The 15,965-nt window shown below is 34.8% G+C and carries 9 protein-coding genes and 1 riboswitch; of the genes, 1 reads left to right on the top strand and 8 read right to left on the bottom strand.

The features are described from left to right. Nucleotides 1-55: 55 nt before the first annotated feature. The 8 genes from FYJ58_RS06370 to FYJ58_RS06335 form a co-directional block, all read right to left on the bottom strand. On the bottom strand, nt 56-1,228 hold the full coding sequence (locus tag FYJ58_RS06370) for a YibE/F family protein (protein ID WP_154518874.1): 1,173 nt from the start codon (nt 1,226-1,228) through the stop codon (nt 56-58). 26 nt (nt 1,229-1,254) lie between these two features. After that, a complete protein-coding gene (locus FYJ58_RS06365) occupies nt 1,255-6,972 on the bottom strand; it encodes a hypothetical protein (protein WP_154518872.1) in 5,718 nt (1,905 codons plus the stop codon). Nucleotides 6,973-7,220: 248 nt separating this feature from the next. Next, entirely contained in the window at nt 7,221-8,651 is a 1,431-nt protein-coding gene (gene purB, locus FYJ58_RS06360; RefSeq protein WP_154518870.1) for an adenylosuccinate lyase, read from the bottom strand. A gap of 145 nt (nt 8,652-8,796) precedes the next feature. After that, nucleotides 8,797-10,236, bottom strand: coding sequence for an amidophosphoribosyltransferase (gene purF, locus FYJ58_RS06355; protein WP_154518868.1), 1,440 nt, complete (start codon nt 10,234-10,236; stop codon nt 8,797-8,799). A 152-nt stretch (nt 10,237-10,388) separates the two neighbouring features. Further along, complete coding sequence (gene purC / locus FYJ58_RS06350) at nt 10,389-11,132, bottom strand: phosphoribosylaminoimidazolesuccinocarboxamide synthase (RefSeq protein WP_154518866.1); 744 nt, start codon at nt 11,130-11,132, stop codon at nt 10,389-10,391. Between the two features lie 84 nt (nt 11,133-11,216). Then, nucleotides 11,217-12,515: a beta-N-acetylhexosaminidase gene (gene nagZ / locus FYJ58_RS06345; protein WP_154518864.1), complete on the bottom strand. Its 1,299-nt coding sequence runs from the start codon at nt 12,513-12,515 to the stop codon at nt 11,217-11,219. A gap of 126 nt (nt 12,516-12,641) precedes the next feature. Continuing rightward, a complete protein-coding gene (locus FYJ58_RS06340) occupies nt 12,642-13,532 on the bottom strand; it encodes an immunoglobulin-like domain-containing protein (protein ID WP_154518862.1) in 891 nt (296 codons plus the stop codon). Next, nucleotides 13,525-14,079, bottom strand: coding sequence for an RNA polymerase sigma factor (locus FYJ58_RS06335; protein WP_205839177.1), 555 nt, complete (start codon nt 14,077-14,079; stop codon nt 13,525-13,527). The genes FYJ58_RS06340 and FYJ58_RS06335 overlap by 8 nt, the downstream gene beginning before the upstream one ends. 152 nt (nt 14,080-14,231) lie before the next feature. After that, a riboswitch (M-box (ykoK) riboswitch) is annotated at nt 14,232-14,404 on the top strand. A gap of 204 nt (nt 14,405-14,608) precedes the next feature. On the opposite strand from FYJ58_RS06335, the gene mgtE reads away from it, so the two are divergent. Further along, on the top strand, nt 14,609-15,943 hold the full coding sequence (mgtE, locus tag FYJ58_RS06330; RefSeq protein WP_154518858.1) for a magnesium transporter: 1,335 nt from the start codon (nt 14,609-14,611) through the stop codon (nt 15,941-15,943). Nucleotides 15,944-15,965 lie beyond the last annotated feature (22 nt).

Here is a 15,965-nt window from a genome sequence, read left to right as displayed (position 1 = left end):
TACGTTTTTATAAATAAAGATGTTACGGCAAAGACTTTTTTATTTTATAGATTCTTTATTTCTTTTGATAAAAAATACATGTTCCAACTAAAACAGTGAATGGCACTGAAAGTATAATTCCCATACTGCTTGCTAAGCCATGAATGATTTCCGTTGCAATCAAAGAAGAATTAATTAATTCATAAAATGGCAGTTCCAGTGACCAAAGATAAATTACCATAAGAAAACTGCTTCCAACAAATGCAAGAATCAGTGTATTTGTCATCGTCCCAATCATATCGCGACCAATATTCATACCAGATTTCCAAATATCTTTTCTTGTAAGATTTGGATTTACAGTTGTTAATTCCTTTAATGCAGATGAAATACTCATTGCCACATCCATCACAGCCCCAAGTGCAGAAATCATCATTCCAGCAATTAAAAGTCCACTTAACTGAATTTTCATGCCTGCTTTTTTTAATTGTAATAAAGCATCTACATAATCGCCCATTCTCATACCATCAACACGAAATATTTCTTGTGCCAACAGACCAAATACAATGGAAAGACCAATTCCAAATATCGTTCCAAACATGGCACATACTGTTTTTTTTGTAACTCCGCCAAGTAATGTAAAACTAAATAATGCAACATAGGCACATACTAAAAATACCGTTAGCAATGTCGGAAAACCAATCATTAATAATGGAATTAAAATAAACACTAAACTCAAAATAGTAATGACAAGACCTATCAAAGATTGTGCTCCTTTTTTTCCTCCAACCCAAATCGTAATAAGGAAAAATAAGAAAATTAAAATTAAAATTGGTATCGAACGATTATATTCATACACAATAACATTATTTACTTCCTTTTGTTCGATATCAATAATTACAATAATCGAATCACCAACTTTTAAACGACTTCCATAAAGAGCACCAATATAATTATTTGCTGTCATCGTTTGATTTTTATATTCTCCTGAAGTAATCTTAACTTGAAGTGACTGACTTCCTACATACTTATTTTCAAATTCTTCTCTTTGTTCAGAATCGTCCGAAAGAATTTTTAATACGGTTGCTTTTTCATACACACGATATGAATTTTGTTTTGACAATGCTACTGTTTCTTCAAACTGACTATTTGCGTAACTGTACATAACAGCAAACAGTGCTGTGCAAATACATAGCACAGCAACTGTAAGCCAGTTTTCTTTCAACCAAGAAAGAAACCTATTTTTTTTCATATTCCGATATCCTTTTTTCTAAAATCTTATTTTGTTTTCGATTTTGCCTTATCTCTTGTTTTTGTAACAACTCCATTCTTGTCACAATAATATTGTTTCTCACCCATCGTAATCCACTTACTGCAAGCAAGTTTTCCACTCTTTGTAGCAACATATGTTTTCTTGTTAAATTTAAATACTTTGTTTACTACAACTTTACCGGTCCCCTTTGTACAATAGTATTTTGCTTTATCCTTTGTTACAATCTTGCCTTGCACAAATGCTCCGGATTTTGTTGCTACGTATTTGTTATTCTTCACAGTAATAATTTGATCTGTAACAACTTTTCCTGTTGATTTTGTTGTATAGTATCTCTTACTATTTGCAACTACAATCGTTCCTGTAACAACTGCACCGGCATTATCTGTAATATACTTTGTTCCATTTTTTGCTGTTATCATGGAAGCAACAATCTTTTCTCCCGATTTGTCTAAAATGTAACGTGTTCCCTCTTTTGTTGTTACAATTGCATTGGTTACTTTTTTACCATCTTTGTTATAGTAAAAACCGTCTTTTTCTGTTACATTTGTAACTGCCTTTGTTGAGATTGTTGTTTTTACATCCTTTAATTTTTTAGGAATTTCTGATTTTGTATCTTCTGGTTGTTCTGTTGGTTTAGAATCTTCCGGTTTCTTTTCTTCTTCTTTTTCATCTAAGTTTGGAAAACTATCGGATCCAGAAGAATTAATAAATTCAATTTCCGCACGATCACGAACACGTAATCTGTGTAAATATTCCACTTCACCTAATTCATCTACGTCTACAGATCCAAGTCCAACAGCCGTTATTTTATCTCCAACCTTAACTGCCTTTCCTGCTTTGCCAAAGTTACTATCTTTTGAAATAGAGTTCCAAATATATCCATTAATATAAACACAGGCTGTTTTTCCGTTATTATCTGTAACATAAATTCTGTCAATTGTACCAGATACTTCATGAACACGTGTTACTGTACCAGTTACTTTCATTAGTAATCCGATATTTTCATCTGACATAGCCTCTGCACAGCTTACATTTTTTGGTTCTACTTTAGAAATTGTTTTATCTGTAATTTCTACATAGCCACCATAAGTATCAGGAGATACATTCAGTTCCATTTCTCCATTGTAATATGTAATTCCACCATGCAATTTTACTTTTTGACCAACTTGGTAATTGCCAGATACAGGGAATACATTAATTCCTGCTGTTCCATCCTGTACATAAATACAATCAAAGAATGCTGTATTTTTGTCATAACCAGATGCATTTGCAGTTACATAACCCTCAATTGTAAATTCTTCATTTTCTTTTCCGGCTTTTGCTGTCTTAACAGAAACAACCTTATTATAATCTTCACCGGCCACATAAATTCCTTTTTTCTTTGTAATTGTTTTCTGTTCGCCGCCTACAGTTACAATATAAGTTACAATAACTTCATGTTCCCCATAATTTTCCGGTTTCCATGTCATTGTATCTTTCCATGTTTCTCCAGCTTCTACTTTTTGCGCTACTTCTTTGTTTGCAACTTCATTTCCATCAACAGTTACTTTATAACTATTTACAGAAATTGCTTCTTCTTCCTTATTTGCTAATGTAATATTTAATGTTGCGTTTTGTTTTTCTACAGGGTAACCTTCTCCATCTACGGTAACATCTGCAGTTACTTTTTCTTTGTTTACTTCTGAAACCCAAACTGGTGCTGTTACAGCAATATCTCCGTCACCTTGCACTACTTTTACATAGTAATAAGCAGAAGTATTATCAAGATCAAAGCTTAAATCTGCTGTATTGCCATCAATATAATCGGATTTGTAAAGTTCTTTTCCATTTTCTCCAATTACATAAACAGTTCCAACTTTTTCTACATCTTTGTCGGAAACAGTAACAGAAATAGAAACTTTGTCGTTGTTATAATCATCAATAATTCCACCTTGTAATGTATCTCCTAAGTGGTAGATAACAGAAAGATTTTGATCTTCTGTGGAATAAACGTGTCTTGCATTCATTGCCTCATAGATTCCGTCTTCTGTAAAGGAATCGGCAAGTACAACCGTTCTCATTGTATTAATGTCACCCCAGCCACCTTTATGGTTATCCTGACCATTTGTAGGAGCAACGTGCCAGCCCATGCTAAGACACATATCATAATATTGATAGCTTGGGAAATATGCTGTACTTCCGACTGCGCCATCACCATTTCCTACTTCAATCAGATTCATAATTTCATCACGTTCCGGTGTATATCCGGCAAAGTCATCAAATGTTCCAAATGTAGGACCAGGATGATTAAATTGAGCACTAATTGTTCCATTTCCTGTCGCAGTTGCACCTTTTTTATTGGCATCTACAACAAGGTCATAAAATGCAAACATTCCTGCATTATTTTTCTTATCATTTAATTCTGCATTATTTCTTGAAACAATTCCCTTTGAGTTAAATACATTAATATGTCCAGGTCCGCCTGACCATGTCATTTCATAACCATAACCAGCAACAAAATCTTTGTCCATTTCATCGTATTGTTTTGCTGTTGCTTTCGCTTCCTGCCACTTATTTAAACTTGGATTTTTTTCACTTTTTGTAAGTGAACTTGAAGCATCATCATAAATACTGTCTTTGACTGATGTTGCTGTTGTATCAAAATAGTTTGAGTGGTCGGTTACAATTAAGTAATCCGTATCCTTTGCTTTATTCATTGCATATTCATATGCCTGGGCTAATGTACCAGAACCATCAGAATACTCTGCTGTATGTGCATGAATTTGTCCAAAGTATGGGTGAACACCTGCTGAACCAATATAGAAGCTCCATGTCTTTACAACACTCTTCTTATCTGCTCTTGTAATTGTTACGGTTGCTGTGCATTTTCCATCATACAAATCTGTAGTTGGTGTATACACATATTTGTTGTCTGCTACATTTTGTTTCAATGCAACTTCTTCCCCATTTAAATTAAGCTGTGCTTTTGCATTTTCTCCAATGTTTGCATAAGTAATTTCAATATTTGGTCGTTTATTTTCTCCTGTTTCTGCATTTGCTGATGGAGAAACTGCTACAACGACCGGTTCATCCTGAATCATTACTTTTTTCGTTCCACTATAAGGTACCGTTACCGTTTCTGTTTGTTTACTTGTAACATCTACTTTTGCAGTAAAAGAAGTATGACCATTTAAATCTTTCTTAGGAATTGTAAATTCACCATTATAATCTTCCCTTGTTACATCATAATTCTTATTTGTTCCATCTTCAAAAGTTACTGTTGCTTTTACCGTTTGAATTTCTCCTAAATCATCCAATGTAAATTTCATGCGATAATCCAAACCTAGATTTGCATCGTCCTTTGTATTGAATATAACTTCTGGAGCAATTACATAACCTATTCCATATGTATCTTCTTGTTCATAAAAATTAAACTGGAAAATCTCAGGAGAGGTTGCTTTGTAACTATAACCTGCAAAACCACCTGAAAAATATTCAACGCAAATCACCGCACTATTCCATTTTGCCTTGTTATTATTTATTACAAATCCACCAAGGCCAGCATCAAGCTTCCATTCTGTCATTCCCTCATCGTACTTATCTTCTCCTGGTGCAATAAGGAACAATTCTTCTTCTGAATTTGAAGCTAAATATTTTCCATTGTTTTCAAAACGATAGAGACCATTTTTTTCTGTTACATTAAAAATCAGTCCACCATTTGCAACCTTAAGTGTACCATCTTCTTGTTTTGCTGCTTTTGCCTGATCTAAAGAACGCTTATCTCCTTCATCAATTCTTGCCTGTGGTCCAAATACGGCAGAACCACTTTCATTATAAATAACATAAGATTTTCCACCAACTGGTGCTACCGGAGTCTCTGGTTTTTTACCAAGATAACCATCGTTATCATCGTCCTTAATATTCTCTGCACTTAAAAAGTTAAATGTATAAATATCTGTTAAATCACCATTTAATCCATATAAACAGAATCCATTTGATGGATAATATTCTAAATATAAACTGGAAACCGTTGTGCTCTTAATCGTATAAGCGTCAAATTCTTGTCTATACTTCACTTCCCAGTAGCTACCATTTGAACTTGTTTCAACCGGTGTATCTGTTAAATATAAATTTTTATCCTTATCTGCGCTTAGATAATCATTACCACACTTAATTGTATAAACATCTTTTTGACCAGCTACTTCTTCTATGTAATAGTAACCTGAACCTTCTCCATTTTTTGTGTCAGAAGCAAATACAGGTACATTGTCTTCTCCAACCGCTGCTTTTACTGCACCGGCTTTACCACCCGTTACTTCATATTTCATAACACCTTCTGCTTTTTTGCTGTAAATAAAATACTTTCCTTTTGCAATTGGTTTATCAACCTGTACAGGTCTTGTACCAACATAACCATTATCATGTTGAATCCCACTTGCATCTGCAAATTTTAATACAAAATCTGCACTTAACTGCTTCATACTATAAATCTTAAATCCCTTATAGTATTCTAAATATAGTGGTTTTCCACCAAATGTAACTGTTTTATTTTTAATCGTATATCCACCGCCAAAGTCAGGTGTATATTCAATTTCCCAGTAGCTTCCTGCATTTTCTGTATCTGTTGCCGTATCAGCTAACCATAAACTGCTAGAATCACTTGTTAAATATTTATCTCCGCATGAAATAACATAACTTCCGTCGCCTTGTTTTGTGATATCATATACAGCCGCACCGTTTCCATTATTGGTATCACTTCCGAATGTAATTTTACCATCAGAGCCTAATACTCCTGCTACTCCACCGGCAGCTCCTTTTTCTAACAAATATTTCATAACACTTTTAGATGCATTATGATAAATAAAATATGTACCGCCTTCAAGCTCCTGGTTTAAAGAATATTTAAATGCTACAATTTTACTGTCATCGAAACCGTCTTTTTTCGCATATGCAAAAATCGTACAATTTTTTTCTACTTTAATTGCTGATCCGCTTACATATTGTGTAAATGTATCCTTTGCCGGCTGTTCTGCATTATAGCCATCTACTTGTTTATATAGAATGCTTGTATTTTCATCATTGTCTTTCGGACTAAGATAAACTTCTTGTCCTTCTTTTACAACACCGTTTTCCACACTTGCTGCTGGCGCAGGTGTGTTTGTATTTGTTATTTTATAAAACTTAAAAGTGCTAGGATATCCCGCCGCATTTCCATTAACTGTTCCTTGTTTAAAACAACGAAATCTCTTTGTTGTATCCTGTGTATTTTGTGCTAAAACTACCTGATTTGCTTCTGACGAAATTCTAATTCCTGTACCATTATCCGTTGTCTCAGCTTGGAATTCAAATACGCCTGTTTTATCTTCTTCAACTCCGTTTACAGGTTTCCCCTTATTATCAAGATTTTTTGATTTTATTGTAATCTCATTTACATCCTGTAATTTAATATTGGAGCCATTTTTTGTGACATGCCAGATGTATGCTTCCCCTAATCCGACTAACGTATCATTTGTCACTTCAGATATCTCCTTCGATAAAAGATATCCATTATCATAATTACCAACAGCGAAATTATTATCGTTCACCATAATATAATCGCCGCTCTCTAAATTAGCAATATCTGTAATTGCTGTTACGTCAGCTGTCACTGCTGCCTGTACCGTTTTTGGGTAAACCGGTATCATGGTAATAACCATTACGATGCACATCAACATTGACCAAAATCGTTTTGATTTAAATCTCATAGACATTTCCCTCTCTTCTCAAATAATTTGTTTTTTTCACATTTATAATGTTATCATTTTGCACAGTTTTGACAAAGGACATATGTCCTTATTATTGTTGTTTTTTCTTTATAAACCCATTGTTTTTCTTCGTTTTTTATCTATTTGTAACAATCATTTTTTAGTCACCCAGATTTTTCTTTTCTGTTCTGTTAAATTTTAGACAAAAGGCTATATCATATTTTTTTATGATATAGCCTTTTCTTTGTTTAAACTGTAATTTCCGCAGTCATCCCAAGCATTTCTTTGTTTTCTTCCAATATCGGACGAATTACATCAGTTATAAATTCTTCCACCTGTTCTTTTGCCCTTCCTGTATATTTAGATGGATCCATTGTCTTTTTTAACTCATCCAAACTCAAATTAAACGCTTTATCATTCGCAATTAATTCAAGTAAATTGTTATCAAGACCTTTTTCTTTCACATTTCTTCCGGCTTCCATTGATAATGTACGAATTCTTTCATGAAGCTCTTGCCTGTCCCCGCCTGCCTTTACCGCATCCATCATAATATTTTCAGTTGCCATAAATGGAAGCTCAGCCATCAGGTGTTTTTCAATTACTTTTGGATACACAACTAAACCATCTACTACATTTAAATATAAATCTAAAATGCCATCAATGGCAAGGAATGCCTCCGGCACGCTAAGACGCTTGTTTGCTGAATCATCCAATGTACGCTCAAACCATTGTGTTGCTGATGTAATTGCCGGATTTAGCGCATCAATCATAACATATCTTGCCAAGGAAGCAATTCTTTCACTTCTCATTGGATTTCTCTTATATGCCATTGCAGAAGAACCTATCTGATTCTTTTCAAATGGCTCCTCTACTTCTTTCAAGTGCTGAAGCAAACGAATATCATTGGAAAATTTGTGTGCACTTGCTGCAATACCGGCAAGCACATTTAGCACTCTCGTATCCATCTTTCTTGAATAAGTCTGACCAGATACTGGGAAACATTCTTTAAATCCCATCTTTTCAGCAATCAGCTGGTCTAATTTCTTTACCTTTTCATGATCGCCATCAAATAATTCAAGAAAGCTTGCCTGTGTACCTGTTGTTCCTTTTGAGCCAAGAAGTTTCATACTGTCAATTAAATAATCAATATCATCTAAATCAAGTTTCAATTCCATCAGCCATAGGGAAGCCCTTTTTCCAATTGTTGTTGGCTGTGCCGGTTGAAAATGGGTAAACGCCAATGTTGGAAGTGCACGATATTCCATTGCAAATTTAGAAAGCTCATTGATAACGTTTACTAATTTTTTCTTTACAAGACGAAGTGCTTCCGTCATTACAATAATGTCTGTATTATCACCAACATAACAGGAAGTAGCACCAAGATGAATAATTCCCTTTGCATTAGGACACTGAACACCATACGCATATACATGGGACATAACATCATGACGTACTACTGCTTCCCGTTCTTTTGCTACTTCATAATTTATATCATCTTTATGAACTTTTAATTCCTCAATCTGCTCTTTTGTGATATTTAATCCCAATTCATGCTCCGCTTCTGCCAAAGCAATCCATAATTTTCTCCATGTACGGAATTTCATATCAGGTGAAAAAATATACTGCATTTCCCTACTTGCATAACGTTCTGATAAAGGGCTTACATATCGATCATTCATCTTTTATACCTTAGTACTCCTCACATTTTTTCTGTATCAGAGTTCTTTTCCTTTCCTTTTCATTTCTTTTTTCGTGTCTTCCATAAAACACTACTTTCTATTATAATAAACATCTCTTACAAATACAAATATTTGCTTTCAGAAATTACTTTTCAAACTCCCCACGAATGTCTTCTTTTGGAGGTTCTACCGGATACTTTCCTGTAAAGCAGGCATCACAGTAACCACATTCGCCATTAATCAGCTCATTTAAACGGCTGACTTCCAGATACCCTAATGAATCCGCACCTAGCACATTTCGAATTTCTTCAATTGTATTGTTATGTGCAATCAACTGATCACAGGACGGAACATCAGTTCCAAAATAACATGGATATAAGAATGGTGGAGAACTAATTCTTACATGCACTTCTGTCGCCCCTGCATTTTTTAACATTCTTACAATCCGCTCACTTGTTGTTCCCCTGACAATCGAATCATCAATCATAACAACTCGTTTTCCCTGTACTACTTCCTTTAACACATTTAACTTAATTCGTACTGAAGATTCACGAACAGATTGTTTTGGTTTTATAAAAGTTCTTCCTACATAACTATTTTTTACAAATGCAACTCCATATGGAATTCCAGACTCTTCCGAAAATCCAAGAGCCGCCATAGTTCCCGAATCCGGTACTCCGACAACAATATCCGCATCCACCGGATGGGTTTGTGCCAATATTTTACCTGCCATAATTCTGGAATTATATACACTGATTCCATCCACATAACTGTCCGGTCTTGCAAAGTAAATATATTCAAAAATACATTTTGCCGATTCCTTCTGACATAATGTTGTATCGGATCGAATTCCTTCCTTGTCAATCGTTACTACTTCCCCTGGAAGTACATCCCGAACAAACTCTGCATTAACTGCATCTAATGCACAAGTTTCCGATGCAAGAAAATATGTATTATCCCGCTTTCCAATACACAATGGCCGAAAACCAAACGGATCTCTCGCACCAATTAATTTTCTCGGACTCATAACAACAAGAGAATAGGCTCCTTTGATCTTTTTCATCGCATTTCTAACTGCTGCTTCAACAGTAGGTGTTTTAAGACGTTCCCTTGCAATATGATATGCAATTACTTCTGAATCAATTGTCGTCTGAAAAATAGCTCCTGTATAAGAAAGTTCCTCTTTTAATTCCGGTGCATTAACCAGATTTCCATTATGCGCCATCGCCAATGTACCCTTTACATAGTTAAGCACTAACGGCTGAGTATTTTCAATACTGCTTGCTCCGGCTGTAGAATATCTGACATGACCAACTCCAATATTTCCATTTAAAGTAGCCATATTTTTTTCATTAAAGACCTCATTTACAAGTCCCATACCTTTACAAGAGTTTACAATCCCCTTTGGTCCATTTGTATCACTGACTGCAATACCACAGCTTTCCTGGCCTCTATGCTGTAGTGCAAATAGTCCATAATAAATAGAGGCAGCCACATTACTCTCTCCGTCTACATCATATGCACCAAATACACCACATTCCTCATGCAGCCCACTCTCTATTGTTGTGCTGATATTTTCTTTCATGCTAATCCTCTCTTTTTTCCTCTAAATTGATTGAATAATGTCCAAAAACTCCATATCTATAGATATCGTTATCTATATGAAGTCCTTGGACATCTTCTGTCTTTATTCAAACTGCCTTTGTCCGTACTTACTCTATCTGTACTTACTTGTATCTATTCCTTTATTAATCCAATTCTTCTTGCCACTTCAATATAAGCATCTTCGACACCACCAAGATCTCTTCTGAAACGATCTTTGTCCAATTTTTCATGTGTCTTGATATCCCAAAATCTGCATGTATCCGGAGAAATCTCATCTGCTAAAATGATTTCTCCATTATAGCGACCAAATTCTACTTTAAAATCAATTAGTTCAATTCCACATTCTGCAAAGAACTTACATAAGAAATCATTAACCTTAAAAACTAATTCTGTAATACGGTCAATTTCTTCTCTCGTTGCAGCTCCAATCGCAATTGCATGATAGTCATTAATTAATGGGTCTCCTAGTTCGTCATCTTTATAACTGAACTCTAAGGTAGGTGCTATTAGCTTTGTTCCTTCTTCAATTCCCAACCGTTTTGAAAAACTGCCTGCTGCTACATTACGGATGATAACTTCTAATGGAACAATTTCAACTTTTTTCACTGCGGTTTCTCTGTCACTTAATTCTTCCACAAAGTGAGTAGGAATGCCTTCTTTTTCTAACATCTGGAATAAATAATTGGTCATACGGTTATTGATAACACCTTTTCCTGCAATGGTTCCTTTTTTCTCACCATTAAATGCAGTTGCATCATCTTTGTAATCTACAATGTATACATCTTCCACATCTGTTTTAAAAACTTTCTTAGCTTTTCCTTCATAAAGTAAATCTAATTTTTCCACGTCTGACACCTTTTCCTTTCTGTATTGCATCTTGTCTGCACCTACATTATAAAAACTTAACCGTGAATTTTGCAATAGGTTTACTTATTAATTTTTCTAATTTTATCTATAACCTCAACGCTCTTTTGCAGTCGGAATCAAGTCTGTATCTGACAAAATAAGACCTCTTCGTATTTTAAGTTCTAAAATTCTTTTTACACTTTCATCAATCCTGCTTTCTTTGATTTTTCCTTCCTCTACTGCTTCTAATACTGCTTCGTATGCTTTGTCCAACTCATCCGGCATCAAAACAATATCTACCCCTGCTTTAATCGCTTTCACTGCGGCTTGTCCTGAATCATAGAAGTCTGTTATTGCTTTCATATTCATGGCATCTGTAATAATAACACCTTCAAATCCCATCTCCGTACGGAGCATTTCCTTCATCACAAGAGCACTTAAAGAAGCAGGTTCTGTCGATTCTGTCACTCTGCTAATGGAAATATGGGATACCATAATCAAGTCAACGCCTGCCCTAATTCCTGCCTCAAATGGCTTAAATTCCACCTTTCTTAACCGATTGACATCATTATCTACATTTACTGCACCCTCATGAGAATCTTTGGATACATCTCCATGCCCAGGGAAATGTTTTAATGTTGCACTGACCCCCTGATCTTGTATTCCTTCAACTACTTTTGTTACCATATCAGAAACAAGATTCGGATCATCTCCAAAAGAGCGGTTTCCAATTTCTGTATTTAATATATTCGTCTTCACATCTGCTACAGGTGCAAAGTCAAGATTAAATCCAAGTTCTTTTATTTCAGAGGCAATCGTTGAACCCATATTATAAGCATACTCTTTGTCTTCTAATTTCCCAACCTCTTCCATCGAAGGAAATTTTGTTGTCCGCATATTATCATTATTTGCAATTCTCGCAACATCTCCGCCTTCTTCGTCAACAGAAATAAAAAGCGGTACTTTTGAATTTTCTTGAAGTTTTTCAATTAATTTTGTTGTCTGTGGTCTGGTTGCAATATTTCTTGCAAAAAAAGTTACTCCGCCAATTGGATACTTTTCCAAACTCTTTTTCATTTCTTTGGTAAATTTTTTATGTTCGTAATATTTTCCTTCCGAATTATCTAACAATTCCAAATTTACCATAAACATCTGACCTATTTTTTCTTCTAATGTCATATTACTTAAAATGTCTTCTGCCATACCTAAAATAGCTGCATCATCTGTAACTACAGATGGAGTTGCTGATGGGGTCGGTTCTGCTTCCGGCGTCGCCGTCGGTTCTTCCTTTTCTTGTTCTGGTGTTTTCGTTGGTTCATTTTCTACGGTATGAACCACTTCTTCTGATTTTTGTCCACTACATCCTACTAATGCAAGAGATAAAATCATCACAATAAGATATAATTTTCTCATTTTCTTTTCTCCTCATAAACAATTAACGACTAGAAAAAATCAATCCTTTTTTCCTTTTACATTTCATATATTATACTTAAAATACAAATTTTTTCAAGTAAATTGATAAACTCCCATTGCTTTCCATTATAGTCCAAATACTATCTCCTTTTGTTCACCACCAACCGCAATAAACATCTTATATTGCTTTCCGCTTTCCAAGTCATACCCTGTTATAACAGTTTCATCCTGATAAACCTCCCCCGGTACAATTTCCTTTTCTTCATTGCTTATTGTTCCATCCGGAGCTTCTACCGATATCCAGCTTCCATCCTCCAATACTTGTAACTTATTCTCGTTCACACAGGAAATTGTATCTTCTGTCTTATTCTCTATATGAACAGTAATCTTTGCTGTCTCACCATCTAAAACAGCTGATACCAGCTGACTCACAATCTCCTGTTCTTCCTTGTCCTTTACAGAAGCATTAGAAATTATATTTTCATCTGAACTCTCGTTTTCTTCCTCTTCCCCTTCGTCTTCAAGTTCATTTGTGTCCTGTTTGTCATCTTTTGTTTTTTCATTCTTTTTTGAGGTTCCATTTTGTTCTTCAATCTGATTATATTGTTTCAAACTATCTTGTTCTTTCTGCCCCCCTGGCGAGTAAATTTCCCCCTCTTTTGTCTGATTCTTTTCTGCAATCTCTATATGTGTCTGACCATTATTTTGCCTTTCCTGTGTTACTGAATCCTTATCTAAAACAGAATTGTCAAAATTCGTTTTTTCTTTTACATAAAAGGAATCCCCTACAATTCGTACTACAAAAAACAAAAACAGGCAGGCAGCAATTTTTATAAATAATGATACTGCTTTCTTTTTTTTGCGTTTCTTAGTCATCTTTTGCATATTTTTTTCAAATGACCTGCTAAATTCATGTCTTCGTTCTAATTCTCTTTTCGGAGGAACCATCCGAATTTCTTCATTTAAACATTCCTCTAATGCTTTTCTCAAACGTTCATTTTTGTCATTCTTATCCATTTTTTCTTTCCTCCTTCCTAAGCATGCTCTGCAATTTTTTTCTTGCCCGAAAAATCCTTACATTCACAGTCTTTGGCGTTACTCCCAAAACAGAAGCAATCTCCTTATCCGATAACCCATGAATATATTTATACTCAAATACAACCTTGTAAATATCATCCAGCCTCCGAATACAGGAAAGTAGGTGTTCATAAGAGTCATGTTCTATATACTGTTCCAACATATCTTCAGAAGCAAGGCTAATTACATTTTCATTCTCTTCTAAAGATTCATCTGTTTTTCCTTTTCGCTTTCTTAAAATATCAATTGCTTTACTTTTTACAACTGTTGCCAGAAATTTCTTTGTTTTCGGACTTTTTACATCCTCAATTTTGTTCATATGTCTTGTAAGCACAAGAAACGAATCCTGCACTGCATCTTCTGCTAAATGAGCATCCTGTAAAATCTCATTTGCAAGATACCACATAAAATATTTATAATTTTCATATATATATGTAAACTTGTCTTGTTCCTCTTCCGTGTCCAAGACAGACATTAATGCCATCATGTTTTTCTGTCCTCCTATCATGTCACATGATATTTGACCGTCTATATTACTAACGTATTTCCTTTCTATTTTACTACAAAAAAATAAGGTGTAAAAGAATAAAATCGAAATACTTGACTTTTCCATATAAAGACTCTATACTAAAAAAGAATTAAATAATTCGGTAGGTGAGGCTAACACAAGGGATACGGTTCTATACCAAGGGTTACTGCCGCAGATTAGTGGAGACACTATGAGCAGGTTAACAGTCTATGTCGAACACAAGGCATAGAATAACGTAATTTCATCGCCCTGTGAAGTTGAAGCTTGAACGAAAACTCATTCACACGCCGATTTTTTTCTGCGTGTTTTTATTTCATTTTTATATCACTTGTTAGGAAACATTCTTCAATTATCATATAAGAAAGGACGGTGAAAGTTATGGTTCCTGACGGTAGTCATCCGCAAAATATAGAACACCCCAGACCCAGCTTTCACCGGGCTGTTCTATATTTTGCTTTCTAAAAATTAAATATAGGAGGCAAAATTCATGACAAAAAAAATCATTGAAAAATTACTTGCAGAAAAAAAGTATGCTCAGATTAAAGATATTCTTTCTGCCTTAAACGAAGTGGATTTAGCTGCATTATTGGAAGAATTGGACGAGAAAGACATGGTCAAAATCTTTCGTCTGATTAACAAACAGGAGGCAGCTTTAACCTTTTCTTACATGAACTCAAAAATGCAAGAAACATTAATCAAAGCATTTACAGAAAAGGAGTTAAAAGAAATTATTGATGATATGTTTTTGGACGATGCAGTTGACTTTCTTGAAGAAATGCCTGCCAACGTTGTAGAACATATTTTAAGCATTACAGACAAAGAAACAAGAAGCCAGATTAATACTTTATTAGCTTATCCAAAGGATAGTGCAGGAAGTATCATGACGGTTGAATATGTAGACTTTAAAAAGGAAATGACGGTTGGTGAAGCAATTCATAAAATAAAATCAATCGGAGTCGAAAAAGAAACCGTATATACTTGCTACGTTATCGAACAAAAAAAATTAATCGGTATTGTTTCAGCAAAGGATTTGTTAACTTCCAGCGATGATTCTCTGATTGAATCGATTATGGAAACAAATATTATCTATGCTAATACCTTTGATGACCAGGAAGACGTGGCAAAATTATTCCAAAAATACGGCTTTATGGCAATCCCTGTTGTAGATACAGAACATTGTATGGTTGGTATTATTACCTATGACGATGCAATCAATGTTTTACAGGACGAAGTTGATGAGGATATTTCTATTATGTCTGGTATGACTCCAAATGAAGACAGCTATTTTGGTACATCCGTGTTCGATCATGCAAAACACCGGATTTTATGGCTCCTTGTTTTAATGCTTTCTGCCACAATTACCGGCACAATTATCACCCGCTACGAAGACGCATTTTCTGCAATACCAATCTTGGTTTCTTTTATTCCAATGCTTATGGATACAGGCGGGAACTGTGGTTCCCAAAGTTCAACTTTAATTATCCGCGGACTTGCCGTTGATGAAATAAAATTAAATCAAGTATTCAAAGTAATGTTCAAGGAATTACGGGTTGCACTCGTTGTCAGCATCGTTCTCTCAATTGTAAATGGACTGAGAATTTTAATCATGTATAAAAATCCAATGCTTGCATTATTAATCTCTCTCTCTTTAGTTTGTACTGTTATTATGGCAAAACTGGTTGGCTGTCTTTTGCCTATGCTGGCTACCAAATGTAAAATGGATCCTGCTATTATGTCTACCCCTTTAATTACAACTTTAGTCGATACAGGTTCTATTTTAATTTATTTTCAGATTGCAACACACCTTTTTCATCTGTCTTAAGTTACTAATTATTTTCGCGGTT

Origin of the sequence: Velocimicrobium porci (assembly GCF_009696045.1) — a bacterium.
Classification (GTDB): Bacteria; Bacillota; Clostridia; order Lachnospirales; family Lachnospiraceae; genus Velocimicrobium; species Velocimicrobium porci.
Note: the sequence above shows the minus strand (reverse complement) of the source record. Positions and strands in the feature narration are given on the sequence as shown.

What these genes read in the sequence shown, in the direction of transcription:
- mgtE (WP_154518858.1), top strand. Translation starts at nt 14,609, where the DNA reads ATGACAAAAAAAATCATTGAAAAATTACTTGCAGAAAAAAAGTATGCT.
- FYJ58_RS06365 (WP_154518872.1), bottom strand. Translation starts at nt 6,972, where the DNA reads ATGAGATTTAAATCAAAACGATTTTGGTCAATGTTGATGTGCATCGTA.
- purC (WP_154518866.1), bottom strand. Translation starts at nt 11,132, where the DNA reads ATGCAATACAGAAAGGAAAAGGTGTCAGACGTGGAAAAATTAGATTTA.
- nagZ (WP_154518864.1), bottom strand. Translation starts at nt 12,515, where the DNA reads ATGAGAAAATTATATCTTATTGTGATGATTTTATCTCTTGCATTAGTA.
- FYJ58_RS06335 (WP_205839177.1), bottom strand. Translation starts at nt 14,079, where the DNA reads ATGATGGCATTAATGTCTGTCTTGGACACGGAAGAGGAACAAGACAAG.
- FYJ58_RS06340 (WP_154518862.1), bottom strand. Translation starts at nt 13,532, where the DNA reads ATGGATAAGAATGACAAAAATGAACGTTTGAGAAAAGCATTAGAGGAA.
- FYJ58_RS06370 (WP_154518874.1), bottom strand. Translation starts at nt 1,228, where the DNA reads ATGAAAAAAAATAGGTTTCTTTCTTGGTTGAAAGAAAACTGGCTTACA.
- purF (WP_154518868.1), bottom strand. Translation starts at nt 10,236, where the DNA reads ATGAAAGAAAATATCAGCACAACAATAGAGAGTGGGCTGCATGAGGAA.
- purB (WP_154518870.1), bottom strand. Translation starts at nt 8,651, where the DNA reads ATGAATGATCGATATGTAAGCCCTTTATCAGAACGTTATGCAAGTAGG.